Consider the following 25447-nt stretch of genomic DNA (forward strand, 5'->3'; position numbering starts at 1 on the left):
GGGTCGGAACCCGCTCCGGCGCACGGGTGCGCGCCGCCCGGTGCAACGGCGCACGCCCCTCTCCGGGACAGGGCGGGAGGGTGGATTCACCCGAACGGGTGCGTGGCGCTCAGTAGTTCTCCGACTGCGGAGGGCTATGGGTGCAGGCCCCTCCGGGTGACGGGCGGCCGGCCCGCGGGGCGGGGGAACGCGTGTGCGGTCGGCAAATAACACCGGTCTCATCGATCGGGTGCAGTGTCGAGAAATCCTTCCTCCCGGAGTTTCCGGGAAGCGCACTTCTCGTTACAGAAGCAGAACGGCGTACGGGATTCGTCCAAGAAGCCCGTACGGGAAGTGACTTGAAAGCCAGAGGAAGGATTCACCCCATGAAGCCCACCAAGGTCGCCGCGGTCGTCGCCGGTTCGCTGATGGCCCTGGGTGCCGCCGCGCCCGCCATGGCCACGGAGGCGCTCACCCCCACCAGCCTGAACGGCGGCCTGGAGGCGATCGCCGCCAACGGTCTGAAGACCGACGTGCTGAGCAGCACCACGGAGGGCTCCCCGGTGAAGACCGTCACGGACACGGCGTCCCAGCTCAACGAGGCCACCAAGGGCGGCTCGCTGCTCGGCGGCCTCCCGCTCGCCGGCGGCCTTCCGCTGGGCGGCTGATTCCCCGTCGGTACGGGTGTCCCCAGGGGCATTCCCCGAGGCCTTCGCGCCCCGTTCCCCACGGTCGGCTGATCGAATGATTTTCAGATGATCTGCCGTGTGGCCCATGCTCCATGCCCCGCTCCGGCTCCTACTCTCTCGCCAAGTCCCACGCGCACGTCGGTGGGTACCAGGCCGGTCGGAGCGAGGGGGGAGTTTCGTCGGCCTCTCCTTTTCTCAGAGGAAGAGCGGTATGCGGTCCATCATCAGCAGGAAAGTACTCACCGCGGCGGCAGCGACCGGAATCCTGTCGCTGAGCGGCGGATTCGCCCTTGCCGCGAGCTCCCACCCGGGCGCGGGCGAAGGACCGGGCCCGGGTGCGGCCGGCCACGTCCAGGCTCCCCTGACGGCGGACGTCTGCGGCCGGATCGCGGAGAAGGGCGCCGCCGCGGCGGCGGCCGTCGGGCACCTCTGCGGCCACGCGGGAGGCCAGGACGACGGCTACGGCCACGACGACGGCGGCTACGGCGGGGACGACGGCGGCTACGGCGAGGAGCCCTCGCACCCGCCGACGAAGCCGCCGACCACCCCTCCGACCACTCCGCCGACGACGCCGCCGACGACGCCTCCCACGACGCCGCCGACGACGCCTCCCACGACGCCGCCGACGACGCCTCCCACGACGCCTCCCACGACGCCGCCGACCACTCCGCCGACGACACCCCCCACGACGCCGCCGACGACGCCTCCCACCACGCCCCCCACCACCCCTCCGACGAAGCCGCCGACCACGCCGCCGACCAAGCCGCCGACGACTCCGCCGACCAAGCCTCCGACCACTCCGCCGACAAAGCCGCCGACGACGCCTCCCACCACCCCGCCGACGACTCCGCCGACGACCGCCCCGCCCACGACGACTCCGCCGACGACGCCTCCCACGACGCCGCCGACGAAGCCCCCCACCACTCCGCCGCAGCTCCCCGAGACCGGTAGCGAGCCCGCGCTCATGGGGGCGGCCGCGGTCAGCGCCGCGCTCGTCATCGGCGGTGCCGTGGTCTACGCCCGTGCCGGACGACGGTTCGCGCGCCGTCACTGACCCTCCGCACGGACACCGCGTCAACCGGGGCCCCCACCCTCACCGGTGGGGGCCCCGCGCGTTGCCGCACCCAGGGGAGACCCGCCACGTTCCCCCGCAGGCCTCGTTGTCAGAACATGAATCTGCGCTCCCACGCCGGCACGGGTCTCCTCGTGACCGCACTCGCCTCCGCCGCCCTGGCCGCGCAGGCCTCCGCCGTCGAGGCGCCGGTGATCGTCCCGCTCGAAGGCCTCGAACCCGTCCTCCCCATGGACGCCCCCACGGTGGCCACCGGCGTCCCCGTCCCGGTGCCCGGCGCCCCCACCGGCTTCCAGGAGGGCACCGGCACGCTGCCCGGCGTCACCCTGCCCGCCGTGCCGCTGGCCGGCACCCTGCCGAAGACCGTGGTGGACGCCCCGCTGCCCGAGCTCCTGCGCGGCGGCGAGCCCGGCCACGCCCTCCTCACCACCCCGCACTCCGAGATGGCGGCGGCCACCCCGGGCGCCACCGTCGGCAACCCGGTGGAGGCGCCCCGCGGCAATGGCCTCGACGGGCTGCCGGGCCTCGTCCCGCCCCGCGTCGGCCTGCTCGCCCCGACGCTGAGCGGCGCCCTGGACTCCCGGCTCGGCCTGGCGCCCGAAGGGCACCGAACGGAACGGGCGACCGGTCGCCGGAGCGGGTGAAGGGACGATTCTTCCCGTCACCCGCCGCCCTCGGCCCGCCGCCCTTCACCCCGCCACCCGTCACCCGTCACCCCGGCGGGCCGTCGGTCGTTGCAGGAGAAGGCTCGTCGCATGGCCGAGGCCCGGGGACCGGACCCTTCCCGTCGTATCCGACGACGGACGGAATTCCGGTCCGCGGGCCATTTTTTCTTTTTTCCTTCTTCTCGTTCGGCCCAATGGCCGTGACCCGCACCTCCGCCCGGCGTTGAACCGGCATGACGACCGTGATTCCTGCGGTCGCTTTCCCCGTCCAAGGAGTTCTTGATGTCTCGCATCGCGAAGGCTGCCGCTGTCATCGCCGGCACGGGTGCCGTTGCCCTCAGCGGAGCCGGCCTGGCCGTCGCCGACTCGGGCGCCGAGGCCGTCGCCGCCCACTCGCCCGGTGTCGCCTCCGGCAACGTCCTCCAGGTCCCGGTCCACGTCCCGGTCAACCTCTGCGGCAACACCGTCAACGTCATCGGCCTGCTGAACCCGGCCTTCGGCAACACCTGCATCAACGCCGACGGCGACGAGGACCGCGAGGACGACGGCGGCTACGGCGGCTGATCCCCCCCGCTCCCCACCCGTGTCCCCCCGGCCCGACCAGGCCGGGGGGACACGTGCGTGCGGGCCCGCGCGCGGCGGCTCAGGCGTACCGGTAGATCCGGCCGTGGTCGAACATCGAGGCCGGGGTCACCCCCCACGGCGCCATCGGCTGGTGCCGGGCGACCACCTTGCGGTACTGCCCGTCGCCCAGCGGCGGCGGCTCCGCCGGGAGGTAGGCGGCCCCGGGGTTCCGCTGCTGCCAGCGCGACCAGACCAGGTCCACGAAGGCGTGGTGCAGCCAGAAGACCGGGTCGTTCACGGAGCCGCCGCCGAGCATCAGCCCGCCGACCCAGCGGTGCACCCGGTTGTGGATCCGGAAGCGGTCGTTGCCCTGCCCCGACGCCCAGCCCTCCAGGCGGTTGCGGAAGCCGGAGGGGCTCGTCGAGTTCCAGGGCGTCACGTCGTACACCCGTTCCCTCATCACCTCCTCCAGCTGGGCCTGGGTGGGGAGTGTGATCGGGTCGCGGGGGCGCCCGAAGTCCCTGGTCAGGAAGCGGCCCTCGGTCATCGACTGGGTGACGTTCCAGCGGCCGGAGGAGTGGGCGAACGGGCCGGTCATCACCTGGAGGTCGGACCGGCGCCCGTTGCCGCCCATGAAGTCCTCGCCCCAGATCGACGAGGCCGGGCTGTTGTCCCGGGTCCAGTCCCAGTACGGGACGCTCACCGTGGGGTCGATCCGGCGCAGCGCCGTCTCGAACTCCAGCAGGAACTTCCGGTGCCACGGCAGGAAGCTCGGCGTCATGTGCGCGACCCGCAGCCTGCCCTCCCCGTCGGCCACGTAGTAGTCGATGTGGGTGCGGACGAAGCGGTCGTACGTCCCGGCGCGCTTGAGCTCCAGGACGGCGGCGACGAACTTGCGGCGCTCGGCGCCGGTCAGGTCGCGCTGGTTCTTACGCGTGTACACCACGCGGACTCCCTCCCGTAGGGCCCGTGGGGACGCCGTGGGCGCCCGCGAGCGGGGAGAGCGGGGCGGTGCCCAGCTCGTCCACGGCCGCGCGGACCGCCGCCAGCGGCGTCGGGCAGGACTCGTAGTGGTCGATCGGAGTGACGTAGCCGCCGTCGGCGCAGCGCATCAGGTGCAGCGGCCGGCCGTCGACGAAGGCCGTCGGCTCGCCGCCGGGGCCGGAGAGGCCCAGGAGGCGGCGGCCCCCGTATACCTCGTCGAAGGCGTGCGGGTCGTCGGCGTGCCCGGCGTCCGGCCCTCCGTCCGGGGCGCGGAGCGCGACGCGGCCGAGGGCGCCGCCGGTGAAGGCCAGGGCGAAGAGGGACCGCAGTGCGACGCGGCGCGGGACGGTCATCGGTGATCTCCAGTCGGTCGGCCGGAGGTCCCCCGCCGCGGGGAGGGGGGCCTTCAGGGCACAACGATGAAAACCCGGGTTCGTTGCGGCGGAAATGCCAGTGGCGTGAATGTCGGCCGTTCGGGTGAAAGGGACGCGGAGAAAGGGTGGTTGGAGCACTAGCATCCGATTCATGACCACTTCCAACGTCGTGTCCTCGGCGCGCAGCGCCTCTCCGCTGGGAACCCTCACGGTGATCCCGTGGTCCAGCGAGCCCTCCGCCGAGTCGGCGGGCACGCCGTTCCTCATGGCGTACTCGCTCGGTGACGGCCGGGACGGCCCGGAGGCCGGTCAGCAGGCGATGCGGGCGGCCCTGGAGGCCATGGGCCTCTCGGTCGGCGACCGGCTCTTCGACCTGGAGAAGGACACCGGGATCAACGCCTCGCTGCTCGTCGAGGGCGGCTCGGCCGTGCTCAGCCTGCCCTTCCTGAAGGTGCAGTGCCCGGTGCCCGACGAGTGGCAGGCGGCCGCCCGCGAGAGCGGCAAGGCCTATCTGATCTGCTCGGTGCGGCCCTGGCCCGAGGCGGTCCCCGGCCGGCCCGTCGACGAGGCGCGGCTGCGGGCCTTCGTGTCGGACGAGGAGATGCTCGCGGAGAGCGCCCACGTACTGCTGCCGGCCCGCCGCATCCAGGGCTGAACGGGCCGGGCGGAAGAGCGGGAAGAACCGGGAAGAGGGGTCGCGCCATGGCGACGGTGGACGTACGGGGCGGAGTGCCGGGCCAGCGGCGGCGGGAGGGCGCCCGGGAGCCCGGCGGACCGGTCGGGGCGGGCCGGGGCCTCGCCTGGCTCCTGGTGGCCACCGGCGCGGCGGGCGTCCTGGCCGGCTGGGTGATCACGCTCGACAAGTTCCTGCTCCTGGAGGACCCCGGCTTCACCCCGGGGTGCAGCCTGAACCCGGTGGTCTCCTGCGGCAGCGTCATGAAGAGCGAGCAGGCGGCGGTGTTCGGGTTCCCCAACCCGATGCTCGGGCTCGTCACGTACGCCGTCGTCGTCGCGATCGGCGCCGGGCTGCTCGCCGGGGCCCGTTACCGGGGCTGGTTCTGGCTCGGCCTGAACGCCGGGACGCTCTTCGGGGTCGGCTTCTGCACCTGGCTGATGCACCAGTCGCTGTACGAGATCAACGCGCTCTGCCTGTGGTGCTGCCTTGCCTGGACCGCGACGATCCTGATGTTCTGGTCCGTCACCGCGCACAACGTCCGGACCGGGACGCTGCCCGCGCCGGCGGGGGTGCGGACCTTCTTCGGCGAGTTCTCCTTCGCGCCGCCCCTCCTGCACCTCGGGATCGTCGGGATGCTGATCCTGACCCGGTGGTGGGACTTCTGGACGAGCTGACGTGAGCCGTCCCTCCCCGACGTCCTTCCGGCCGCGAGCCGCACCGATCGTGCTGCTCGCGGCCGTTCTCGTCCTCCTCCTGCCGCACGACCGGCTCGCGCCCGACGGCCGGCCCGCCGGGGAGCGGCCCCCGCAGGGGGTGCCCTCGGGGTTCTTCACCGGCTCCGACGAGGCCGGGGTGCGCCGGATCGCCCAGGTGCGGCAGTGGCTCGGCGGCACGGCGCTGACCGTCGGGCACACGTACCTGCCGGGGGACCGCTGGTCCAACATCGAGGGGCACCCGGCGCTCTTCGGGCCGTGGGCCCGCTGGAAGGAGCAGCGGCCCGGACGGCTCTTCGTGCTCAACGTGCCGCTGCTCGACCGCAGCGAGGAGGGCCTGCCCGACGCCGAGGTGCGGGAGGGCCTGCGGCGGGGCGCGGCGGGCGCGTTCGACGGGCACTTCCGGGCCCTGGGGGAGCGGCTGGTGGAGCACCGGCTCGACGACGCGGTCCTGGTCCTGGGCTGGGAGATGAACGGCACCACGTACAGCCACCGCTGCGGGCCCGACCCGGAGGCGTGGAAGGCGTACTGGCGGCGGACGGTGGAGGTGCTGCGGGCCGTGCCGGGGCAGCGGTTCCGCTTCGACTTCACGCCGAGCCGGGGGCGCGACGCCGTGCCGTGGCCGCTCTGCTATCCCGGGGACGACGTCGTCGACGTCATCGGCATGGACGCCTACGACCAGCCCGAGGGCCTCTCCTTCGAGGGCCAGGTGAACGAGGAGTACGGCCTCGCCCACCACGTCCGGTTCGCGGCGGAGCACGGCAAGCCCGTCTCGTACCCGGAGTGGGGCCTCTTCCGCAACGGCGACAACCCGGCGTACGTCCGGGGGATGCTCGACTGGTTCGCCGTGCACCGGCCGGTCTACCAGACGGTGACGGACTACTGCCCGCACGGGGTGTGGGAGTGCGCGGACAACCCGGAGTCGGCGCGGGTGGTCAGGGAGGTGCTGGGAGCGCCGGGCCGCCCCTGAGGGTGTCGAGGGCGCGGTCGAGGAGGGCCACGAGGTCGTCGGCGCGGCCGTGTTCGGCCCAGTGGGCGGCGGTCTCGCGGAGGGCGCCGAGGACGGCCGCGGTGAAGACGCGGACCTCCAGGGCGTCGGGGGCGCGGCCGGTGCGGTCGGCGAGGGCGCGGGCGAGGCGGCGGCCGGTCTCGGCGGTGGTGTCGGTGAGGCGGGCGCGCACGGCGGGGATCTCGACCATGAGGCGGGCGCGCAGCCCGGTCTCCTCCGGTTCCTCGGCGAGGGCGGTGCGGACCGCGTCGAGGAGGACCGCGCGCAGGGACTCCAGGGGGTCCTCGCCGGCGGGGCGGGCGCGCAGCCGGGCTTCGAGGAGGGCGTCGTCCTCGCCGGTGAGGAGGATGTCCTCGCGGACCGGGAAGTAGCGGGCGACGGTCGAGGGGGAGACCTCGGCCGCCGCCGCGATCCGGTCGGTGGTGGCGGACTCCCAGCCGCCCTCGGCGGCGAGCCGGTAGGTGGCCCTCCGGATCGCCGCGCGGGTCTTCGCCTTCTTGCGTTCGCGGAGGCTGGGGCGGGCGGGGACGTCGGCGGCCATGCCGCCATTCTCACAGGTCAGGCGTGTTGGTACGCGACCAGCGAGATGCCGACGTAGTGGACGATGAAGGCCGCCAGGGTCAGCGTGTGGAAGACCTCGTGGAAGCCGAACCAACGCGGCGACGGGTTCGGGCGCTTGATGCCGTAGATGATCCCGCCCGCGCTGTAGAGCAGGCCTCCGACGACGACCAGGACGAGGACGGCGATGCCGCCCGCGCGCAGGAAGTCGGGCAGGAAGAAGACCGCGGCCCAGCCCATCGCGATGTAGCAGGGCGTGTAGAGCCAGCGGGGCGCGCCGACCCAGAAGACGCGGAAGGCGATGCCCGCGAGGGCCGCCGCCCAGACCGCCCACATGAGCGGCTTCGCCGTGGAGTCGGGGAGCAGCAGCAGGGTGAGCGGGGTGTAGGTGCCCGCGATGATCAGGAAGATGTTGGCGTGGTCGAGGCGCCGGAGCACGGCCTCGCCGCGCGGGCCCCAGGTGCCGCGGTGGTAGAGCGCGCTGATGCCGAAGAGCAGGCACGCGGTGAGGACGTAGATCCCGCAGGCGACGCGGGCGCGGGGGGAGTCCGAGAGGGCGACCAGGACCAGGCCCGCGACGATCACGGCGGGGAACATGCCCGCGTGCAGCCAGCCTCTCAGCATGGGCTTCAGCGGGAGCACCGGGGCGGGGTCGTCCGGGGTCACTTCCGGGGTAGCTGCAGTCATGTACGGAATCGTACCTACGGGCCCGTAGGTCCCGAATGCGAGTGGCGATGCTCACATGTGCGGCCCTCTGGACATATGGGCGGTTCCATCGGATGATCAAATGAGTGCGGTCGGCACCGGATGAGCAAGCTACGAAGCATCCGGGTCGCGGCCCCCACGGGGCAAACATCTGAAAACCCCTCAAAAGGAGCAATCGTGGCGCGCGACAACGCGGCTCCCACCACCGTCCCCACCCAGCACCAGGAGCTCGTCTCCTGGGTGAACGAGATCGCCGAGATCACCCAGCCGGACACCATCGTCTGGTGCGACGGTTCCGAGGCCGAGTACGAGCGCCTGTGCGAGGAGCTCGTCGCCAAGGGGACCTTCAAGAAGCTCGACCCGGTCAAGCGCCCGAACTCCTACTACGCCGCCTCCGATCCCTCCGACGTGGCACGCGTCGAGGACCGCACCTTCATCTGCTCCGAGAAGGAGGAGGACGCGGGCCCGACCAACCACTGGAAGGCCCCGGCGGAGATGAAGGACGTCTTCGCGGGTGAGGACGGCATCTTCCGCGGCTCGATGCGCGGCCGCACCATGTACGTCGTGCCCTTCTGCATGGGCCCCGTCGGCTCCCCGCTCTCCGCCATCGGCGTCGAGATCACCGACTCCGCGTACGTCGCCGTCTCCATGCGCACCATGACCCGCATGGGACAGGCCGTCCTCGACGAGCTCGGCACCGACGGCTTCTTCGTCAAGGCCGTCCACACCCTCGGCGCCCCCCTCGCGGAGGGCGAGCAGGACGTGCCGTGGCCCTGCAACTCCACCAAGTACATCTCGCACTTCCCCGAGACCCGCGAGATCTGGTCGTACGGCTCCGGCTACGGCGGCAACGCCCTGCTGGGCAAGAAGTGCTACGCGCTCCGCATCGCCTCCGTCATGGCCCGCGACGAGGGCTGGCTCGCCGAGCACATGCTGATCCTCAAGCTCACCCCGCCGCAGGGCGGGTCGAAGTACGTCGCCGCCGCCTTCCCCTCGGCCTGCGGCAAGACCAACCTCGCCATGCTGGAGCCCACGATCCCCGGCTGGACCGTCGAGACCATCGGCGACGACATCGCCTGGATGCGCTTCGGCGAGGACGGGCGGCTCTACGCCATCAACCCCGAGGCCGGATTCTTCGGCGTCGCGCCCGGCACCGGCGAGCACACCAACGCCAACGCCATGAAGACCCTCTGGGGCAACTCCGTCTTCACCAACGTCGCCCTCACCGACGACGGCGACGTGTGGTGGGAGGGCATGACCGAGGAGGCCCCGGCCCACCTCACGGACTGGAAGGGCAACGACTGGACGCCCGCGTCCGGGACGCCCGCCGCCCACCCCAACGCCCGCTTCACCGTCCCCGCCGGACAGTGCCCGACCATCGCGCCGGAGTGGGAGGACCCGAAGGGCGTGCCGATCTCGGCCATCCTCTTCGGCGGCCGCCGCGCCTCCGCCGTCCCGCTGGTCACCGAGTCCTTCGACTGGAACCACGGCGTCTTCCTCGGTGCCAACGTCGCCTCCGAGAAGACCGCCGCCGCCGAGGGCAAGGTCGGCGAGCTGCGCCGCGACCCCTTCGCCATGCTGCCCTTCTGCGGCTACAACATGGGCGACTACATGGCCCACTGGGTCAAGGTCGGCGCCGGCGCCGACGCGGCGAAGCTGCCGAAGATCTACTACGTGAACTGGTTCCGCAAGAACGACGCCGGCAAGTTCGTCTGGCCCGGCTTCGGCGAGAACAGCCGCGTCCTCAAGTGGATCGTCGAGCGCCTCGACGGCAAGGCCGAGGGCGTCGAGACCCCGATCGGCATCCTGCCGACCCCGGAGTCCCTCGACACCGACGGCCTGGACCTGCCGGCCGAGGACCTGGAGTTCCTCCTCAAGGTCGACCGCGACGTGTGGCGCGAGGAGGCCGCCCTCGTCCCCGACCACCTCAACACCTTCGGCGACCACACGCCGAAGGAGCTGTGGGACGAGCACCGCGCGCTGGTCGAGCGCCTGGGCTGATCCCGCACCCCGAACTCGTGGTGGGTTGCCCCGAAATTCCGCCCTGACCAGTGGGGTCACGACGGCCCACCACGATCCGCCCGGCCCCCGGAGCCCCCTCAGGCTCCGGGGGCCGGCGCATGCGCCCGGTCAGCCGCGCCCCCGGTCCTCCGGACAGCGGGTGTGCGTCCGCTGCCGGACCTCCTCCGCCTCCTGGAGCGCGGCGGCGATCCCGGCCGCCTCCTCGCGCGGCGCGGCCAGCTGGCGCCCGACGACTCCCCGCACGGTCTTCGCCGCCGTGCCCGTGTCCCCGTCGCCGCCCGTCACAAGGACGGCGGCCACGCCGCCGAGGAGCAGGACGGCGAGGACGATTCCCGGGATGCGTCTCACGCGGGAAGCGTGCTCGCGGAAACCCGCGTTCCGGGGCGGGCCGGGTGGACGGGGGGTGAAGGGGCCATCCCGGTACCGAACCGGAGGGGCCGGTGCCGCGGGCCCTCGCCCGGAAGGGGAGTGGTTGGCGCCCGGTCCGCGCGGTTCGTGCCGCGCGGACCGGGGCCGTCAGGGGGCGGCGACCGCCAGGGTGGGTTCCCCGGCCAGTGCCGCGGCGTGCGCGTCCATCCGCCCGGCGGCGAGGATCGCGACGGTCGTGTCGGCCCGGGAGGCGGCGACGACCAGGGCGCGGCCCGCGAGGGCGTGCGCCTTGCCGTGCAGCTCCCGCGCGGACGCGCCGCTCAGGGCGGCGTGCCGTGCGGGCGGTGCGCCGCGCAGCCGCGCCACCTGCCGGGCGACGAGCTCGCCGGCCTCCGTGTCGCCCAGCTCGTCGGTGACGGCGAGCAGGGCCGCGAGGTGTCCGGCGAGCTGGATGTCCAGCTCCTCCTCGCGGGAGCGGTGCGGATACGCGTCGTGGTCGTCGTCGGCCATCCGGTGGACCGACTTGGTGCGGATCGGTTCGTACATGGGACGGCCTCCTCAGTGCTCTGGAGCCATCCTAGCTTAGATTCAGTCTAAAGTTGATTCGTGTCCGGCGCGGGACGGCTACGGCTGGCCGTAGCCGTCCAGGAACCGCCCGATCCGCGTCACCGCGTCCGCCAGGTCCGCCGCCGCCGGGAGCGTCACGATCCGGAAGTGGTCCGGCTCGTGCCAGTTGAAGCCCGTCCCGTGCACCACCATGATCTTCTCGGCCCGCAGCAGGTCCAGGACCATCTGCCGGTCGTCCTTGATCTTGTAGACGTTCGGATCGAGCCGCGGGAAGAGGTACAGCGCCCCCTTCGGCTTCACGCACGTCACGCCCGGGATCTGCGTGAGCAGCTCGTACGCCGTGTCCCGCTGCTCCAGGAGCCGCCCGCCCGGCAGGACGAGGTCCTCTATCGACTGCCGGCCCTGGAGGGCGGCGGCCACCGCGTGCTGCGCCGGCATGTTCGCGCACAGGCGCATGTTGGCGAGGATCGTCAGGCCCTCGATGTACGAGGACGCGTGGTGCTTCGGGCCGCAGACCGCGAGCCAGCCGGAGCGGAAGCCGGCCACCCGGTAGTTCTTGCTCATCCCGTTGAAGGTGAGGCAGAGCAGGTCGGGCGCGATGGCCGCGGTCGGGGTGTGCGTGGTGCCGTCGTAGAGGATCTTGTCGTAGATCTCGTCCGAGCAGACGACCAGGCCGTGCCGGCGGGCGATCTCCGTCAGGGAGCGCAGCATCTCGTCGTCGTAGACGGCGCCCGTCGGATTGTTCGGGTTGATGATCACGATCGCCTTGGTGCGGTCGGTGATCTTCCGCTCGATGTCCGCGAGGTCCGGCATCCAGTCGGCCTGCTCGTCGCAGCGGTAGTGCACGGCCGTGCCGCCCGCCAGCGACACCGAGGCCGTCCACAGCGGATAGTCCGGGGCCGGGACGAGGACCTCGTCGCCGTCGTCGAGGAGCGCCTGCATCGCCATCTGGATCAGCTCGGAGACGCCGTTGCCGAGGTAGACGTCCTCGACGGAGAGCGGGATGCCCTTGGTCTCGTAGTGGCTCATGATCGCCCGGCGGGCCGAGAGCAGCCCCTTCGCGTCCCCGTAGCCGTGCGCGTCGGCCAGGTTGCGCAGCACGTCTTCCAGGATGGCGGGCGGGCACTCGAAGCCGAACGCGGCCGGGTTGCCCGTGTTGAGCTTGAGGATGCGATGACCCGCGGCTTCGAGCCGCATCGCCTCTTCGAGCACCGGACCCCGGATTTCGTAACAGACGTTGGCGAGCTTCGTGGACTGGATCACCTGCATGACGAGAGCTTACGGCCGGGGCGGCCGGGACGCTCCGTGTTTTGGGCCACGTCGGGGAGGGCGGGCGGGCCGGGGGCCGGGCGCGCCGCCGTACGACGGGGCCGGATAGGTTGGCACGCCATGTGGGTTTTCAGTGCCTCCGGATGCCGGTGGCTGGGTGCGGGCGGGTCGCTCGCCGTCGCCGTGGGCGGCTGGTTCGCCGGGACGCTGCCGGTGCGCGGCGGCTGGGGCCTGTGGGAGCGGCACGGCACGGCGCCCGCCGTCGCCGGGGCTCTCCTCGCGTACCTCGGCCTGACCCTGCTCGTCGCGGCGTGGTGGCGGTACGGGGTGCTGCTGGGCCGGGACGCGGGCGGCGGGCCGTCCGGGGACCGGGCGGCCGGAGGCCGGGACGCGCGGGGCGGGGTCCTCGCCACGCTCGTCTGCTGGACCGTGCCGCTGCTCCTCGTCCCGCCGCTGTACAGCGCGGACGTCTACAGCTACGTCGCCCAGGGCGCGATGGTCCTCGAAGGGCACGACGTGTACGGCGCCGGGCCCTCCGTCCTCGGCCCCGGCGACCTCGGCGCCGAGGCGGCGGCGAGCGTCGGCGGGCACTGGACCGACACCCCCGCCCCGTACGGCCCCGCCTTCCTGCTCCTCGCGGCGGCGGTCGTGAAGCTCACCGGCGGCGCGGTCGTGCCCGCCGTCCTCGGCATGCGCCTGATCGCCCTCGGCGCGCTCGCGCTCGCCGTGTGGGCCGTCCGGGGGCTCGGCGGCGGGCCCGGCGGCCGGGCGGGCGCGCTCTGGCTGGCCGTCCTCAACCCGCTCTTCCTGATCCACGTCGTCGGCGGCACCCACAACGACGGCCTGATGACCGCACTCGTCCTCGGCGGCGTCCTGCTCGCGACGCGCGGCCGGTGGGTGCTCGGCAGCGTCCTCGTCGGCCTCGCCGTGATGGTGAAGTCCCCGGCGGCGGTCGCCCTGCTCTTCATCGGGGTGGTGGTCGCCCGCCGGGCCGGGGGCGGCGCGCGGGCCCTGGCGAAGGGCCTCGTCCTGCCCGGGGCCGTCGCGGGGGCCGTGGCGGCCGGGGCGACGCTGCTCGCCGGGACCGGGTTCGGGTGGCTGCGGACGCAGAGCGTCGCCGGGAGCATCCACACCGCCCTGTCCGTCACCAGCGACCTCGGGCTCGGGCTCGGGCTGCTCCTCGCGGACGACCCCGACCCGGTCAAGGACGCCGTGCAGAAGCTGGGCCTCGCCGCCGCGCTCGTCCTGATCGCGGTCCTCGCGTGGCGCTCGTGGCGGGGGCTCCTCGACCCGGTCCTCGGCCTCGGCCTCTCCCTGGTGGCCCTCGTCGCGCTCTCTCCGATGGTCCAGCCCTGGTACCTGCTGTGGGGGACGGCCGTCGTCGCGTCGGTGGCGTGGTACGGCCGGGCGGGGCAGGTCCTCGCGGTTCTTTCGGCGGCCCTCGTGTACGAGACGGCGCCGTCGGGGCGGACGCCGTGGTACGGGTTCGCGGCGGCGGCGCTCGTGGCCGCGCTCGGGCTGCTACGGGCGCGGCGGGAGCCGTGGCGGGCCGGCGCCGCGGAGGACGCCGAACCCGTGCGCGCCGGGCGGTAGGGACGGGGCCGCGCCGGTTCTACCGGGCGACCGGCGTCCGCCTGATCGCGCGCCCCGCCAGCACGTCCGTCCGCCTGCCGTCCTCGATCACGAACCTCCCCCCGACCAGGACGTGCGGGATGCCCGTCGGGAGGGTCCTGGGGTTCTCGTACGTCGCGCCGGAGGCGACCGTCGCCGGGTCGAAGAGGACCAGGTCGGCCACGTACCCCTCGCGGACCAGGCCCCGGTCGGGGAGGCGGAGGCGGGCGGCCGGGCGGGAGGTCAGATGGGCGACGCACTCCTCCAGCGAGAGGACGCCGAGCTCGCGCACGTACCGCCCCAGGTACTCGGGGAACGTGCCGTACGCGCGCGGGTGCGGCTTGAGGCCCTGGAGGATGCCGTCCGAGCCGCCGGTGTGCACCCGGTGGCGCATGATCGTCCGGACGTTCTCCTCGTGGCCGACGTGCTGGAGGACCGTGGTGCCGAGCCGGTCCTCCATGAGGAGCCGGCGGGCCGTGGCCCAGCCGTCGACGCGGCGGCCGACGAACCCCGCGAGCGCCGGCCCGGTCACCCCCGAGACCTCGATCGTGTCCCAGTCGACGGGGACGCCGTGGCAGCCGTCCGAGCCGGTCTCCTCCAGGTGGTGCCGGATCCGCTCGGCCGTCGCGTCGTCCCGGAGCCGCGCGAGCACCGCCTCCGGGCCGCCCTCGCTCGCCCAGCTCGGCAGCAGGGCCACCAGGGTCGTGCAGCCGGGGGTGTACGGGTAGGTGTCGAGGCTGATGTCCGCGCCGGCGTCCAGGGCCGCGTCCAGGAGGGCGAGCAGCTCGGGGGCCCGGCCCTCGTTCACGCCGAAGTTCATGGTGGCGTGGGCCAGGTGCAGGGCGCACCCGGCCCCGCGGGTCAGGGCGACCATCTCCGCGTACGCGTCGAGCGCCCCGGCCCCGTACGAGCGGTGGTGCGGGCAGTAGTAGCCGCCGTACTCCGCGACGACCCGGCACAGCGCGGTCAGCTCGGCGTCCGGCGCGTACATCCCGGGGGTGTAGGTCAGGCCGGAGGACATGCCGACCGCGCCCTGCTCCAGGCCCTCGGCGACGAGCCGCCGCATCCGGTTCAGCTCGGCCTCCGTCGCCGGACGGTCCTCCCAGCCGACGGCCAGGGCCCGGACCGTCCCCTGCGGGACGAGGTAGGCGGCGTTGACGGCGACGCCCCGGCCGCCGTGCGCGCCGTCGAGCCGGTCGAGGTACTCGCCGACCGTGCGCCAGTCCAGGTCGAGGTCGGAGCCGTCGCCGTTCCAGCCGGTGATCGCCCGCCGCACCTCCGCGAGCGTGCGGTCGTCCACCGGCGCGTACGACAGTCCGTCCTGGCCCAGCACCTCCAGGGTCACGCCCTGCGCGGCCTTCGCGGAGTGGTCCGGGTCGCGGAGCAGCGCCAGGTCGCTGTGGGCGTGCATGTCGACGAAGCCGGGGGAGAGGACCAGGCCCTCGGCGTCCAGGATCCGGCGGCCGGTGGGCCGCTGGCAGCCGGCCGCCGCGGCCTCCTGGACGATCGTGGTGATCCGGCCGCCCTCGACGCCGACGTCGGCCCGGTAGGAGGGGCCGCCGCCGCCGTCGACGACCTCGGCGTCGCGGATGACGAGTTCCAGCACTGTCCCGACTCCTCGTCTGCTAGAAGAAGGTGCGGATGTGGTCGACCACCGTGCCGTCGGCCTCGACGAGCGGGACGAGCTGCCACTTGTCGAACGACGTGCACGGGTGGGACAGGCCCATCCCCACCCAGTCCCCGACCTCCAGGTCCGCCCCCGGCTCCGTGCGCAGCCAGGCGTGCTGGTCCGAGAGGCCCGTCACGGTGATGCCCTCGGCGGTCCGGATCTCACCCGTGCGGGCGTCGCGGACCACCTGCGCCTCCGGGAGGTCCAGGTCGTGGGCGGCGTCCCGCTTGCCCGCGTTGGTGAAGGCCTGCCCGTCGGTGGGCCGGGAGACGACCTGCGACCAGAGCCGGAAGGCCGGGCGGAGCGCGCCCTCCTCGGGGACCCGGTTGAAGGGGGTGACGTCCCGGTAGCGGCCGTCGTCGTGCGAGACGTACGCGCCGGAGCGCAGCAGCTTCAGGACCGGGAGGGAGAGCGCGGGGATCTCCGCGAAGACCTCCGCGACCGCGTCGAACCAGGCGCTGCCGCCCGCGCTCACCACGATCTCGCCGATCCCGGCGTCGAAGCGGCCCTCCGCGTCGAAGGCGGCGGCGAGGCCGGTGAGCCGCAGCAGCCAGGCGCGGACCCGCTCGGGGTCGGCCCCCGGGACCTCGCCCTCGTACCCGGCGACGCCGACGAGCCGCAGGGTGGCGGTGGCGGCGACCGCGTCCGCGACGGCGGCGCACCCGGCCTCGGTGCGGACGCCGGTGCGGGCCCCCTCGCCCGCGCCCAGCTCCACGACGACGTCCACCGGCCGGACCGCCCCGGCGGCGCGCAGGGCCCCGTCCATCAGCTCGACGCCGCGCACGGAGTCGACGTAGCAGACGAGGCGGAAGTCCGGGTCGGCGTCGAGCTCGGCGGCGAGCCAGCGCAGGGCGGCGGGGTCGACCACCTCGTTGGCGAGGAAGATCCGGGCGATGCCGTGGGCGCGGTAGACGCGGGCCTGGTGGGGCACGGCGGCGGTGATGCCCCAGGCGCCGTGCGCCAGCTGCCGGTCGAAGAGCTGCGGGGCCATGGAGGTCTTGCCGTGCGGGGCGAAGGCGAGGCCGTGGCGCTCGGCGTAGGTCTCCAGGAGCCGCAGGTTGTGCGCGACGGCCTCGGCGGAGAGGGCGAGGACGGGGGTGGTGTAGCCGCCGGTGAAGAGGTCGCGGCGCTGGGCGGAGAGCTCGCCGACGGTGAGGCCCTCGGCGTCCGGGGGGAGGGCCTTGAAGCGGTGGTCGACGCGTTCGGCGGCGAGGTCGGGGACCTCGTGGCCCTTCCGCGCGTCCCGCGCGGGCGTCTCGTTCACCGGGTCGGGCATGGTGCTCCTCCTCGTAGGCGTTGCATGATGCGCAACAGTCATTGCGCATCTTGCTCACGGCTGTCTAACATCCGGGCCAAGGCCGGGTCAATGGACCCGTGGGAGTCGCAGGGAGCACGAGAGTGAGCGGACACGCGCGCCCGGACGCGACCCCGGACGCGGTCCGGGAGGCGATTCCCGGCACGGTCCCCGAGACGCTTTCGGACGCGGCCCCGGATTCCGCCCCGGAGCCCGCCCTGGACTCCGCCCCGGACGCGGCCCCGGAGCCCGCGCCGGATTCCGCCCCGGACGCGGCTCCGGACGCGGGCCGGGAGGCGATTCCCGGTACGGTCCCCGAGGCGCTTTCGGACGCGGCCCCGGACTCCGCCCCGGGCACGGCCCCGGATTCCGCCCCGGACTCCGCCCGTCCCGTGGACGTCGTCTGTCTCGGCGAGTCCATGGTCACCTTCCTCCCCTCCCGGCCGGGCCGCCTCGCGGACGTCCCCTCCTTCACCCGCGCGATCGGCGGCGCCGAGTCCAACGTCGCCTGCGCGCTGGCCGCCGCCGGACACCGCGCCAAGTGGGTCGGCCGCGTCGGCGGCGACGGCTTCGGGGACCACCTGGTCGACGCCATCGGCGGCCACGGCGTCGACGTCACCGCCGTCGGCCGCGACCCGCGCCGGCCGACCGGGATCTACTTCCGCACGGACGAGGACCGGGCCACCGACGCCCACGAGGTCGTCTACTACCGGGCCGGCTCCGCCGCCTCGGCCATGTCGCCGGCCACCGTCCCGTACGAGAGCGTCGCCGGCGCCCGGATCCTGCACCTCACCGGCATCACCGCCGCCCTCTCCGGCGACTGCCTGGCCCTGGTGCGGGAGCTCACCGCCCCGCGCCCCGGCCGGCCGCTGGTCTCCTTCGACGTCAACCACCGGCCGGCCCTGTGGCGCGACGGCGACGCCCCCGGCGTGCTCCTCGACCTGGCCCGCCGCGCCGACGTCGTCTTCGTCGGCGCGGACGAGGCGGAGCGGCTGTGGGGGCTGGAGGACGCGCGGGCGGTCTTCGAGGCCCTGCCCGAACCGGGGACGGTCGTCGTCAAGCTGGGCGGCACGGGAGCCGTGGCCGTCGAGCGCGGGGGCGCGGACCGGAGCGGTGCCGGTGGCCGCGGGGGAGCCGCGGCCCCGGTCCCCGTCCCCGCCCCCCGCGTCGACGTCGTCTCCCCGATCGGCGCCGGGGACGCCTTCGCCGCCGGCTTCCTCTCCGCGACCCTCCGGGGCCTCGACCTGCGCACCCGGCTCCGGCACGGGCACCTGATGGCCGCCGCCGCCCTCACGGTCCCCGGCGACCTGGCCGTGCCGCCCCGCCGCGACCGGGTCGACCGCCTGGCCGCGCTCGACGACGCGGCCTGGGGGACACTTCACCTCGGCCCCGGCTGGACGGAGGCCGAGGAGAAGGACCCCGGGCGGGCGGGCGAGGCCCCGGAAGGCCCCGGCCGCGCGGGGGACGACCAGGAGGTACGCACGCCATGAGCCAGACCGTCGACCGGGCGCTCAGCATCCTGCCGCTGCTCGCGCGGGGCCCCGCCGACCTCGGGCAGGTCGCCGAGAGCCTCGGCGTCCACAAGTCCACGGCCCTGCGGCTGCTGCGCACCCTCCACGAGCACGGCCTCGTCCACCGCCAGCAGGACCAGCGCTACCGCCTGGGCGCCCGGCTCTTCGCGCTCGCGCAGGAGGCCGTCGAGAACCTCGACATCCGCGAGATCGCCCACCCCTACCTCACCGCGCTCAACGAGCGGATCGGGCACACGGTCCACCTCGCGGTGTACGAGGAGGGGGAGGTCCTCTACATCGACAAGGTCGAGAGCCGCTACCCGGTCCGCATGTACTCGCGGATCGGCAGGCCCGTCGCGATCACGGTCGCCGCCGTGGCCAAGCTGCTCCTCGCCGACCTGCCCGAGGCCGAGCGGCGCGCGGTCGCCGCGAAGCTCGACTACCCCCCGTACACGCCCCGTTCGACGCCGAACGCCGCCGCCTTCCTCAAGGAGCTGGCGACCGTGCGCGAGCAGGGGTGGGCCACCGACCTCGGCGGCCACGAGGAGTCCATCAACTGCGTCGGGGCCCCCGTCCGGGGCGCCGACGGGCGGGTCGTCGCCGCCATGTCGGTCTCGGCGCCCAACGTGGTCGTCACGGCCGAGGAACTCCTCACCCTCCTCCCGCAGGTGCGCCGCACCGCGGACGCCATCAGCCGGGAGTACTCCGGCACAGCACCGACCAAGGACACCGCATGAGCGAGCAGCCGACCGAGAAGACCGCCCTGACCCCGGCGACCCACACCACCCCGCCCGCGAAGTTCTCGCACGGCGTGAAGAAGGGCAACATCCTCCAGGTGGCGGGCCAGGTCGGCTTCCTGCCCGCGGTCGAGGGCCGGGCCCCGGAGGTCGCGGGCCCGACCCTGCGCGAGCAGACCCTCCAGACCTTCGCCAACGTCAAGGCGATCCTGGAGGAGGGCGGCGCGACCTGGGACGACGTGATGATGACCCGCGTCTACCTGACGGACGTCGACCACTTCGCCGAGATGAACGAGATCTACGACCAGTACTTCGAGGAGCAGGGCCTCAAGGCCCCCGCCTCCGCCCGCACCACCGTCTACGTCGGCCTCCCGCCCGGCCTCCTCATCGAGATCGACGCGCTGGCGGTGCTGGGCTGAGGAAGCGGGCCGGGGCCCGGATCGTCGGGGAGCGGAAGTGTCGCCCCCGACTCGGCGCCCCGGCCCGTCTCCTTCCGCCGTCCGGTGGGCGTCAGGCCGGAGAGGGCTCGGTGCGCCCCGCGGTCGGGCCGCGGGTGTCCCCGTCCGCGACGCTCCCGTCCACGAGGTCCTCCTCGCTCACCGCGTCCTCGCCCGCGGCGCGCCGCGCCGGGTTCGCCAGCTCCAGGCCGGAGAGGTGCTTCTTCAGCCTTTTCGCCATGGGGCGGGAGGTCGCGAGAGTGAGCCCGCCGGAGACGACGGCTCCGACGACGGGGATGGCCTTGGAGACGGTCTTCGCGAAGGTCTGCTTCGTCATCTCGACACCGAGATAGGCCGCGACCCTCTTCACGATCGGGTACACGACGCCTTGGGTGAGTGCCTTCTGGGGCAGTTTCCTGGCGACCTGCTTCGCCATCATGTTCGAGACCTGTCCCACGGCGCTGTTCGCCGACTGGGTGCCGAACATCACGCCGACGAAGAGGGTGAGGACCCCCTTGGTGGCGTCGTCCAGATCGTCGGTGTCGGTGGTGAGCAGATCGGGCCAGCTGTACAGGTAGGCCAGCTTCTGCGCGATGCGCAGCATGTGGCTCATGTACTGGGCCATGTCGGTGGGGACGGTGACGGGGAGGGCGAAGACGCCGGGCATTCCGGCGGCCGCGGAGAGGGCCCCGGCTTTGCCGGTCTCGTAGGTGATGGAGGCGTCGGCCGCCTTGTCCAGGACGGCGAGGGGGATTCCCGCCGCAGCGGGGGAGTCCTCGATCGCCATGCGGATCTCGTCCTCGGAGCAGTAGCGGGCCAGCGCGCTTCGGAGGTACGCCTCCCTGTCGATGCGTACGCCCGGAAGGTTCGCCACGCTCGCCAGTACGGCGGAGAAGCGCGACTCCGGGTTCTCACTCGCTCTGCTCTTGGGCATGGCAGGAACCTACAGTCTTCCGGCACTCCTGTGCGGTGAACAATCGATATGCCGGAAAAGGGAGTTGACGTGCCCGATGGGTGGGTGGGTCCAGGGGCTTACGCCCCTTCACGGCAGGTCGCATCGGCCGGGAGCGGTCGGCGGGGCCGGCGGAGGATGCCCTCCGCCGGCCCCTGTGCGTCCACCGGTTCAGCTCGCGCAGTACTGCCCCTGCTTGCCGATCGAGCGGTACATGCAGTCCGCGTTCTCCAGGAGTTGGAGCACCGCGTCCCGGTTGCGGGCGGTTTCGCGTTCGATGACCTCGTCGGGCGGGTAGAAGCCGCCGTTCCAGGAGGAGGTCGGGTACATCTCGAAGGTGTACGCGAAGATCTTCTGCGTGCCCCACAGGTAGTCGTCGATCGAGCCGTCCGTGACGTACAGGTCGCTGGACTGCTCGGGCGTGTAGCCGTTGCTCGCGGCCATCTTCCCGCCCACCGCCGCGAAGGCGTTCCGGTCGTCCTGGGTCATGCCCGGGGCGGTGTCGGCGGTGGTCCAGCCGAACGGCCAGAGGACCAGTTCGCTGTACGTGTGGAAGTCGATCGACGCCTTGATCTGCTGCTTCCCGCCGACCACCCGGGAGCGGACGAAGTCGGCGACGACCTTCACCTCGGGGGCGGACTCGGGGGCCGCGCCCCGGTAGGTCTCGGAGCTCTTGGTGCCGGAGGAGCCGCCGCAGCAGCCCCACTTGTAGTTCCAGTTCCGGTTCGTGTCCGTGCCGACGTACGAGGAGCCGGAGTTGGGCTGCCGGTTCTTGCGCCAGCTCCGGTAGGAGCCGGACGCGATGTCGTACTCGCCGCCGTCCGGGTTGAGGTCCGGCACGATCCAGATCTCGCGCCCGTTCACCGCGTTGGTGATCCTGCTGTCCGTGCCGTAGCCCGCGCCGAGTTCGCGCAGCAGGTAGAGCGCCATCTCGACGGTGAGGTGCTCGCGGGCGTGCTGGTGGTGGGTGAAGAGGACCTCGGGCTCGTTCTCGTCGACGGCCACGTTGTCGCTGATCTTGATCGCGACGATGTCCCGGCCCTCGTACGACTTCCCGATCACCCGCCTGCTCATGATCGAGGGGTACTGGGCGAGCCGCTGGTTGATCTCCGCGTTCGCCTCGGCGTAGTTGTGGTAGCGGGAGTCCGCCGACGGGAAGTCCAGCGGCCCCAGGGCCGTCCGGGCGGCCTCGCCCCGGTCCGGCGGGCCGGGCAGGGCCACCGGCTCGTGGCCCAGGGCCCTGAGGCGCCCGAGCTGTTCGGCGTTCGCGCTGACCACGACCGCGCGGGCGTCGACCTCGTCGATCGAGACCCCGGTGGCGGCGAGCGCGGTGCGGGCGGCCGAGGTGGCGGGGCCGGCGACCTCGTACTGCCGGACCACCTCCCGGTCCGCGGAGGAACGGGCGGCGGTCGGCGCCGGGTCGGCCCCGGCGGGTGTCGCGAGCGCGGAGAGGGGCGCCACGAGGGCGAGTGCCACGAGGGCCGCGAGGGTGGCGGACCTCCTGGCGGGCCTCCTGGCGCGGAGGGAACGTCGCATGCTGTCTCCTGGGTGGGGAGGGTGGGGGGTGCGACAACGACAAAGCGGAACGGGTGACGCGGTGGTGCGGGGTCGTGCGGGGTGTTCCGGACATGGTGAGGTCATGTCATGGACCGGTCAAGATATGGACTTCGGCCATACTGTCCCGCGTGGGGACCCTCATCGGCAGATACGTCATCGAGCACAAGCTGGGCGAAGGCGGCATGGGCACCGTCTACCTTGCCCGATCGCGCGGCGGACGCGCCGTCGCCGTCAAAGTGGCGCGGCCGGAACTCGCCTCCGACCCCTCCTTCCGCGCGCGCTTCCGCGCCGAGGTCGCCGCGGCCCGCCGGGTCGGCGGCTTCCACACCGCGCAGGTCGTCGACGCCGACCCCGACGCCGAGGCGCCCTGGCTCGCCACCGTCTACGTCCCCGGCCCCACCCTCGCCGGACTCGTCACCGCCGAGGGCCCCATGGACGAGCCGCGGCTGCGCGCGCTCGGCGCCGCGCTCGCGGAGGCCCTGGAGGCCATCCACGCCTGCGGGCTCGTCCACCGCGACCTCAAGCCCGGCAACATCGTCATGGCCCCCGACGGGCCGCGCGTCCTCGACTTCGGGATCGCCCGCGCCCTGGAGTCGACCCGCCTCACCGCCACCGGCTCCGCCTTCGGCACCCCCGGCTACCTCGCCCCCGAGCAGGCCCTCGGCGAGGAGGTGACGGGCGCCGCCGACGTCTTCGCCCTCGGCGCCGTCCTCGTCGCCGCCGCGGGCGGCCGCCCCTTCGGCGAGGGCACACCGATGGGCCTCATGTACCGCTCGGTCCACGAGGCCCCCGACCTGGACTCCCTCCCGGAGTCGCTGCGCGGCCTGGTGGCCCGCTGCCTCGCCAAGGACCCGGCCGAACGCCCCACGCCGGACGAGATCCTGGACGCGCTGGGGGAGGGGGCCCCGGGGGAGGGGGAGCGCCCGCCCGCCACGGCGGTCGTGCCCGTGCCGGCCCACCCCCACGGCTCCCCGACGCCCCCCGCGCCTCCCTCCGGCCTCCCGACGGCGCCCGCCCACGGCCCCCCGGGACACGCGCGGGGGTACGCGACGCCGCCGGGTCCCGGCTTCGGGCCACCGGGAGCCTTCGCCGTGCCGCCGCCGCCCACCGCGCCGCCCGGAGTCGTACCGCCCGGTTACGTACGGGAGTTCGTGGTCGCCGACCGGGTCTCCGGGATCGTCGTCGACGGCTCCGGCGTGCACCTCCAGCTCTACGGCGAGGAGGTCGACTTCGACTGGGCGGAGATCTCGGGCGTGGACCTGCTGCGGACCCGCCGCGGCCGGGGCCTGAACGTCGTGGTCTCGCTCTACGGGGGCGGCGCGTACACGTGCGAGCTCGACGGCCGCCGCGCCGCCCGGGTCGACGAGTGGGTGGCCCGCCTCGACCCGGTCCTGGCCGGATTCCTGCCCCGCCGCTGACGGGCCCCGGAACGGCCCCGGGAACGACGCAGCGCCGCCGGGGGAGCGGCGGCGCTGCGGAGCCCGTACGCGTACGGGAGGGGACTGCCGGTTACGGAAGGCCGTGCACGTGCGGGCCGACCGCGTTCGACCAGGCGTTGCCGGCCGTCGCGTCCCAGTTGGTGGACCAGGTCATGGCGCCGCGCAGGGACGGCCAGGCCTGGGCCGGCTTGAAGGTGCCGCAGTTGGTGAGCTTCGTCAGGCAGTCGAGCGCGTTGTTCACGATCTGCGGGGAGACGTAGCCGCTGCCCGCGCCCCGGGTGGAGGCGGGGACGCCCAGGCCGACCTGGGACGGGTCGAGACCGCCCTGGATCTGGATGCAGGCGAGCGCGGTGAGGAAGTCCACCGAGCCCTGGCTGTAGACCTTGCCGTCGCAGCCCAGCATCGAACCGCTGTTGTAGTACTGGGTGTTGATCACCGTGAGGATGTCCTTCACGGCGAGCGCGGTCTTGAAGTACTCCGTGCCCGTGGACTGCATGTCGATGGTCTGCGGGGCCATCGTCAGGACCAGGCCCGAACCCGCCTTCGCGGAGAGCTGGCGCAGCGCCTTGGTGAGGTACGTGGAGTTGATGCCGTGTTCGAGGTCGATGTCGACGCCGTTGAAGCCGTACTCCTGCATCAGGGCGTACGTGCTGTCGGCGAAGGCGGTGGCGCTCGCGTCACTGTTGATCGTGACGTTGCCCTTCTCGCCGCCGACGGAGATGATCACGGACTTGCCGGCCGCCTTCTTGGCCGCCACGTCGGACTTGAACTCGGCGACCGAGGAGTAGCCGACGGCCGGGTCGAGGTTGAAGGTGATCTGGCCCGGCGTGGTCGTCGAGTCGGCGAAGGAGACGGCGATGATGTCGTACGCCGCCTGCACGTCCCGCAGCTTCTGCTTGGCCGCGCCGTTGTCGAAGTTCTGCCAGTAGCCGGTCACGGCGTGCTTGGGCACGGCCGGGCCGGGGCCGGTCTGGTTTTTGGCGGTGCGCGCCGTCACGGCGGTGGACTTCGCGGACTCGCCCGCGGAGTTCGTCGCGGAGACCTGGAACTGGTACGCGGTGTCGGCGGTGAGCCCGGTGACCGTGGCGGAGGTGCCGCTCACGGTCTGCGGGGCGGCGCCGTCCCGGTACACCTTGTAGGCCGTCGCGCCGGAGACGGCGCCCCAGCTCAGGCTCACGGAGGAGGAGGTGACGGTGCCCGCCGCGAGGCCGGCCGGGGTGGTCGGGACGACCGGGTCGGGGTCCGGGACGCCGCCCCCGTCGGGCCCGAAGACGCTCACGTCGTCGACGACGTAGGGGGAGGTGCCGTACCAGCCGTGGGTGTAGATCTCGACCGAGGTGGTGGAGGCGCCCGTGGTGAAGGTGGTGGTGAGCTGCTTCCAGGACGGGGAGTCCGGCGTCCAGGTGGAGACCGAGCCGGTGCCGGTCCCGGTGCCGCTCGCGCCGAGGTAGGCGTAGCCGCCCTGGACCCAGGCGCTCAGCGTGTACGTCGAGTTGGGCTTCACGGTCACGGTCTGCACGCACTTGGCGTTGTCGAGACCGGCCGGGGCGGCCCGGAGGGCGCCGGTGCCGGTGCGGACCGGCGAGGAGACGGCGGCGCCGCTCCCGGTGGAACAGGCCCAGTTGGCGAGCCCGTTCTCGAAGCCCGCGTTCTTGGCGACGTTGACGTCCGCCGCCTGGGCGGTGCCGGCTCCGCCGACGAGGACGAGCCCGGAGCCGACGGCGATCGCGAGGGCTCCGCCGAGCCATCTGCGGCCGCGCGGGCGGGTGGTGGTGCGGTCCACGTGCATCCTCCGTGGGGAGTTGGGGATGTGGAGGTGCCGTACGTCGTCGTACGGAGGGGGTTCGTACGGGGGTACGAGGCGGTACGAGGGGTACGGGTCGGGACGGTGGCCACCGTTGTGCGAACAAGCTGGTCCAGACCAATCGCGTTGTCAAGACCTCTGGCAGCAAACGGTGTTCGGGAGGGGCGGGGAAAGGGGGCCGGAAAGGGCCGCGGACCCGGCTTCCGGAACGCCTTCCGGGA

General features: G+C 73.4%; 25 protein-coding genes. 12 read left to right on the plus strand and 13 right to left on the minus strand.

What is annotated here, in order from left to right; translation table 11 throughout:
* Positions 1 to 365 precede the first annotated feature (365 nt).
* Positions 366 to 647: a hypothetical protein gene (locus tag ACIQKA_RS01545; protein ID WP_062752491.1), complete on the plus strand. Its 282-nt coding sequence runs from the start codon at positions 366 to 368 to the stop codon at positions 645 to 647.
* 522 nt (positions 648 to 1169) lie between these two features.
* On the opposite strand, the gene ACIQKA_RS01550 is transcribed toward ACIQKA_RS01545, so the two are convergent.
* Positions 1170 to 1667, minus strand: a complete 498-nt coding sequence (locus tag ACIQKA_RS01550; RefSeq protein WP_390107648.1) for a hypothetical protein — start codon at positions 1665 to 1667, stop codon at positions 1170 to 1172.
* 171 nt (positions 1668 to 1838) lie between these two features.
* Here ACIQKA_RS01550 and ACIQKA_RS01555 point away from each other — a divergent pair, with 171 nt between their 5' ends.
* Positions 1839 to 2384, plus strand: a complete 546-nt coding sequence (locus tag ACIQKA_RS01555) for a hypothetical protein (RefSeq protein WP_402539623.1) — start codon at positions 1839 to 1841, stop codon at positions 2382 to 2384.
* A gap of 303 nt (positions 2385 to 2687) precedes the next feature.
* Positions 2688 to 2969, plus strand: a complete 282-nt coding sequence (locus tag ACIQKA_RS01560; RefSeq protein WP_383149877.1) for a chaplin — start codon at positions 2688 to 2690, stop codon at positions 2967 to 2969.
* A gap of 79 nt (positions 2970 to 3048) precedes the next feature.
* Here ACIQKA_RS01560 and ACIQKA_RS01565 read toward each other — a convergent pair whose 3' ends face one another.
* Together ACIQKA_RS01565 and ACIQKA_RS01570 are read right to left on the minus strand one after the other, a co-directional pair.
* Positions 3049 to 3915, minus strand: coding sequence for a tyrosinase family protein (locus ACIQKA_RS01565; RefSeq protein WP_383149879.1), 867 nt, complete (start codon positions 3913 to 3915; stop codon positions 3049 to 3051).
* The gene (locus tag ACIQKA_RS01570; RefSeq protein WP_402539625.1) at positions 3899 to 4306 is read right to left on the minus strand and encodes a tyrosinase family oxidase copper chaperone; all 408 of its coding nucleotides are present in this window, start codon (positions 4304 to 4306) and stop codon (positions 3899 to 3901) included. The genes ACIQKA_RS01565 and ACIQKA_RS01570 overlap by 17 nt, the downstream gene beginning before the upstream one ends.
* A 172-nt stretch (positions 4307 to 4478) precedes the next feature.
* On the opposite strand from ACIQKA_RS01570, the gene ACIQKA_RS01575 reads away from it, so the two are divergent.
* From ACIQKA_RS01575 to ACIQKA_RS01585, 3 genes are read left to right on the plus strand one after another with little or no spacing between them, the layout of a single operon-like run.
* Positions 4479 to 4982 carry a DUF5949 family protein gene (locus ACIQKA_RS01575; protein WP_402539627.1) on the plus strand — a complete coding sequence of 168 codons (504 nt, stop codon included), beginning with the start codon at positions 4479 to 4481 and terminating at the stop codon, positions 4980 to 4982.
* 47 nt (positions 4983 to 5029) lie between these two features.
* On the plus strand, positions 5030 to 5677 hold the full coding sequence (locus tag ACIQKA_RS01580; protein ID WP_383149885.1) for a vitamin K epoxide reductase family protein: 648 nt from the start codon (positions 5030 to 5032) through the stop codon (positions 5675 to 5677).
* A gap of 1 nt (position 5678) precedes the next feature.
* The gene (locus ACIQKA_RS01585; protein ID WP_391093369.1) at positions 5679 to 6686 is read left to right on the plus strand and encodes a glycosyl hydrolase; all 1008 of its coding nucleotides are present in this window, start codon (positions 5679 to 5681) and stop codon (positions 6684 to 6686) included.
* Here ACIQKA_RS01585 and ACIQKA_RS01590 read toward each other — a convergent pair.
* Complete coding sequence (locus ACIQKA_RS01590; RefSeq protein ID WP_383149889.1) at positions 6652 to 7266, minus strand: TetR family transcriptional regulator; 615 nt, start codon at positions 7264 to 7266, stop codon at positions 6652 to 6654. The two genes, ACIQKA_RS01585 and ACIQKA_RS01590, sit on opposite strands and share 35 nt — an antisense overlap.
* 17 nt (positions 7267 to 7283) lie before the next feature.
* Complete coding sequence (locus tag ACIQKA_RS01595; RefSeq protein WP_383149891.1) at positions 7284 to 7970, minus strand: hemolysin III family protein; 687 nt, start codon at positions 7968 to 7970, stop codon at positions 7284 to 7286.
* Between the two features lie 195 nt (positions 7971 to 8165).
* Here ACIQKA_RS01595 and ACIQKA_RS01600 point away from each other — a divergent pair, with 195 nt between their 5' ends.
* Positions 8166 to 9989, plus strand: coding sequence for a phosphoenolpyruvate carboxykinase (GTP) (locus ACIQKA_RS01600; RefSeq protein ID WP_383149893.1), 1824 nt, complete (start codon positions 8166 to 8168; stop codon positions 9987 to 9989).
* Between the two features lie 129 nt (positions 9990 to 10118).
* On the opposite strand, the gene ACIQKA_RS01605 is transcribed toward ACIQKA_RS01600, so the two are convergent.
* The 3 genes from ACIQKA_RS01605 to ACIQKA_RS01615 all read right to left on the minus strand — a co-directional run bounded on the left by ACIQKA_RS01605 (position 10119) and on the right by ACIQKA_RS01615 (position 12215).
* On the minus strand, positions 10119 to 10358 hold the full coding sequence (locus ACIQKA_RS01605) for a hypothetical protein (RefSeq protein ID WP_402539628.1): 240 nt from the start codon (positions 10356 to 10358) through the stop codon (positions 10119 to 10121).
* Between the two features lie 168 nt (positions 10359 to 10526).
* The gene (locus tag ACIQKA_RS01610) at positions 10527 to 10925 is read right to left on the minus strand and encodes a hypothetical protein (RefSeq protein WP_383149897.1); all 399 of its coding nucleotides are present in this window, start codon (positions 10923 to 10925) and stop codon (positions 10527 to 10529) included.
* 78 nt (positions 10926 to 11003) lie between these two features.
* On the minus strand, positions 11004 to 12215 hold the full coding sequence (locus tag ACIQKA_RS01615; RefSeq protein WP_109185273.1) for a pyridoxal phosphate-dependent aminotransferase: 1212 nt from the start codon (positions 12213 to 12215) through the stop codon (positions 11004 to 11006).
* A gap of 120 nt (positions 12216 to 12335) precedes the next feature.
* On the opposite strand from ACIQKA_RS01615, the gene mptB reads away from it, so the two are divergent.
* Positions 12336 to 13808, plus strand: coding sequence for a polyprenol phosphomannose-dependent alpha 1,6 mannosyltransferase MptB (gene mptB / locus ACIQKA_RS01620; RefSeq protein ID WP_402539629.1), 1473 nt, complete (start codon positions 12336 to 12338; stop codon positions 13806 to 13808).
* Positions 13809 to 13827: 19 nt separating this feature from the next.
* Here the strand turns inward: mptB and ACIQKA_RS01625 are convergent, their stop codons facing one another.
* A complete protein-coding gene (locus ACIQKA_RS01625; RefSeq protein ID WP_391093363.1) occupies positions 13828 to 15432 on the minus strand; it encodes an amidohydrolase family protein in 1605 nt (534 codons plus the stop codon).
* A 19-nt stretch (positions 15433 to 15451) separates the two neighbouring features.
* The gene (locus ACIQKA_RS01630) at positions 15452 to 16771 is read right to left on the minus strand and encodes an alanine racemase (RefSeq protein ID WP_402539630.1); all 1320 of its coding nucleotides are present in this window, start codon (positions 16769 to 16771) and stop codon (positions 15452 to 15454) included.
* A gap of 437 nt (positions 16772 to 17208) precedes the next feature.
* On the opposite strand from ACIQKA_RS01630, the gene ACIQKA_RS01635 reads away from it, so the two are divergent.
* Genes ACIQKA_RS01635 through ACIQKA_RS01645 form a run of 3 tightly spaced genes read left to right on the plus strand, consistent with a single transcriptional unit; the run spans position 17209 to position 19456 of the window.
* The gene (locus ACIQKA_RS01635; protein ID WP_383432389.1) at positions 17209 to 18279 is read left to right on the plus strand and encodes a sugar kinase; all 1071 of its coding nucleotides are present in this window, start codon (positions 17209 to 17211) and stop codon (positions 18277 to 18279) included.
* On the plus strand, positions 18276 to 19037 hold the full coding sequence (locus ACIQKA_RS01640; protein ID WP_062752475.1) for an IclR family transcriptional regulator: 762 nt from the start codon (positions 18276 to 18278) through the stop codon (positions 19035 to 19037). Before ACIQKA_RS01635 ends, ACIQKA_RS01640 begins: the two co-directional genes overlap by 4 nt.
* The gene (locus ACIQKA_RS01645) at positions 19034 to 19456 is read left to right on the plus strand and encodes a RidA family protein (RefSeq protein ID WP_383149905.1); all 423 of its coding nucleotides are present in this window, start codon (positions 19034 to 19036) and stop codon (positions 19454 to 19456) included. The genes ACIQKA_RS01640 and ACIQKA_RS01645 overlap by 4 nt, the downstream gene beginning before the upstream one ends.
* A gap of 91 nt (positions 19457 to 19547) precedes the next feature.
* Here ACIQKA_RS01645 and ACIQKA_RS01650 read toward each other — a convergent pair whose 3' ends face one another.
* Both ACIQKA_RS01650 and ACIQKA_RS01655 read right to left on the minus strand, forming a co-directional pair.
* Positions 19548 to 20408 carry a hypothetical protein gene (locus ACIQKA_RS01650; RefSeq protein ID WP_383149907.1) on the minus strand — a complete coding sequence of 287 codons (861 nt, stop codon included), beginning with the start codon at positions 20406 to 20408 and terminating at the stop codon, positions 19548 to 19550.
* 189 nt (positions 20409 to 20597) lie between these two features.
* Positions 20598 to 21962, minus strand: coding sequence for a M14 family metallopeptidase (locus ACIQKA_RS01655; RefSeq protein ID WP_402539632.1), 1365 nt, complete (start codon positions 21960 to 21962; stop codon positions 20598 to 20600).
* Between the two features lie 149 nt (positions 21963 to 22111).
* Here ACIQKA_RS01655 and ACIQKA_RS01660 point away from each other — a divergent pair, with 149 nt between their 5' ends.
* Positions 22112 to 23401, plus strand: a complete 1290-nt coding sequence (locus ACIQKA_RS01660) for a serine/threonine-protein kinase (RefSeq protein ID WP_402539633.1) — start codon at positions 22112 to 22114, stop codon at positions 23399 to 23401.
* Between the two features lie 91 nt (positions 23402 to 23492).
* On the opposite strand, the gene ACIQKA_RS01665 is transcribed toward ACIQKA_RS01660, so the two are convergent.
* Entirely contained in the window at positions 23493 to 25205 is a 1713-nt protein-coding gene (locus ACIQKA_RS01665) for a chitinase (RefSeq protein WP_383432339.1), read from the minus strand.
* Between the last annotated feature and the right edge of the window lie 242 nt (positions 25206 to 25447).

The sequence above is a fragment of the Streptomyces sp. NPDC092045 genome, assembly GCF_044756005.1.
Classification (GTDB): Bacteria; Actinomycetota; Actinomycetes; order Streptomycetales; family Streptomycetaceae; genus Streptomyces.

Bases quoted from the DNA above. Each gene is read 5' to 3' on its own strand.
- ACIQKA_RS01575 (WP_402539627.1), top strand. From the start codon at position 4,479: ATGACCACTTCCAACGTCGTGTCCTCGGCGCGCAGCGCCTCTCCGCTG.
- ACIQKA_RS01590 (WP_383149889.1), bottom strand. From the start codon at position 7,266: ATGGCCGCCGACGTCCCCGCCCGCCCCAGCCTCCGCGAACGCAAGAAG.
- ACIQKA_RS01595 (WP_383149891.1), bottom strand. From the start codon at position 7,970: ATGACTGCAGCTACCCCGGAAGTGACCCCGGACGACCCCGCCCCGGTG.
- ACIQKA_RS01655 (WP_402539632.1), bottom strand. From the start codon at position 21,962: ATGCGACGTTCCCTCCGCGCCAGGAGGCCCGCCAGGAGGTCCGCCACC.
- ACIQKA_RS01560 (WP_383149877.1), top strand. From the start codon at position 2,688: ATGTCTCGCATCGCGAAGGCTGCCGCTGTCATCGCCGGCACGGGTGCC.
- mptB (WP_402539629.1), top strand. From the start codon at position 12,336: ATGTGGGTTTTCAGTGCCTCCGGATGCCGGTGGCTGGGTGCGGGCGGG.
- ACIQKA_RS01635 (WP_383432389.1), top strand. From the start codon at position 17,209: ATGGTCACCTTCCTCCCCTCCCGGCCGGGCCGCCTCGCGGACGTCCCC.
- ACIQKA_RS01645 (WP_383149905.1), top strand. From the start codon at position 19,034: ATGAGCGAGCAGCCGACCGAGAAGACCGCCCTGACCCCGGCGACCCAC.
- ACIQKA_RS01550 (WP_390107648.1), bottom strand. From the start codon at position 1,667: ATGACGAGCGCGGCGCTGACCGCGGCCGCCCCCATGAGCGCGGGCTCG.
- ACIQKA_RS01580 (WP_383149885.1), top strand. From the start codon at position 5,030: ATGGCGACGGTGGACGTACGGGGCGGAGTGCCGGGCCAGCGGCGGCGG.
- ACIQKA_RS01640 (WP_062752475.1), top strand. From the start codon at position 18,276: ATGAGCCAGACCGTCGACCGGGCGCTCAGCATCCTGCCGCTGCTCGCG.
- ACIQKA_RS01615 (WP_109185273.1), bottom strand. From the start codon at position 12,215: ATGCAGGTGATCCAGTCCACGAAGCTCGCCAACGTCTGTTACGAAATC.
- ACIQKA_RS01570 (WP_402539625.1), bottom strand. From the start codon at position 4,306: ATGACCGTCCCGCGCCGCGTCGCACTGCGGTCCCTCTTCGCCCTGGCC.
- ACIQKA_RS01545 (WP_062752491.1), top strand. From the start codon at position 366: ATGAAGCCCACCAAGGTCGCCGCGGTCGTCGCCGGTTCGCTGATGGCC.
- ACIQKA_RS01630 (WP_402539630.1), bottom strand. From the start codon at position 16,771: ATGCCCGACCCGGTGAACGAGACGCCCGCGCGGGACGCGCGGAAGGGC.
- ACIQKA_RS01650 (WP_383149907.1), bottom strand. From the start codon at position 20,408: ATGCCCAAGAGCAGAGCGAGTGAGAACCCGGAGTCGCGCTTCTCCGCC.
- ACIQKA_RS01555 (WP_402539623.1), top strand. From the start codon at position 1,839: ATGAATCTGCGCTCCCACGCCGGCACGGGTCTCCTCGTGACCGCACTC.
- ACIQKA_RS01610 (WP_383149897.1), bottom strand. From the start codon at position 10,925: ATGTACGAACCGATCCGCACCAAGTCGGTCCACCGGATGGCCGACGAC.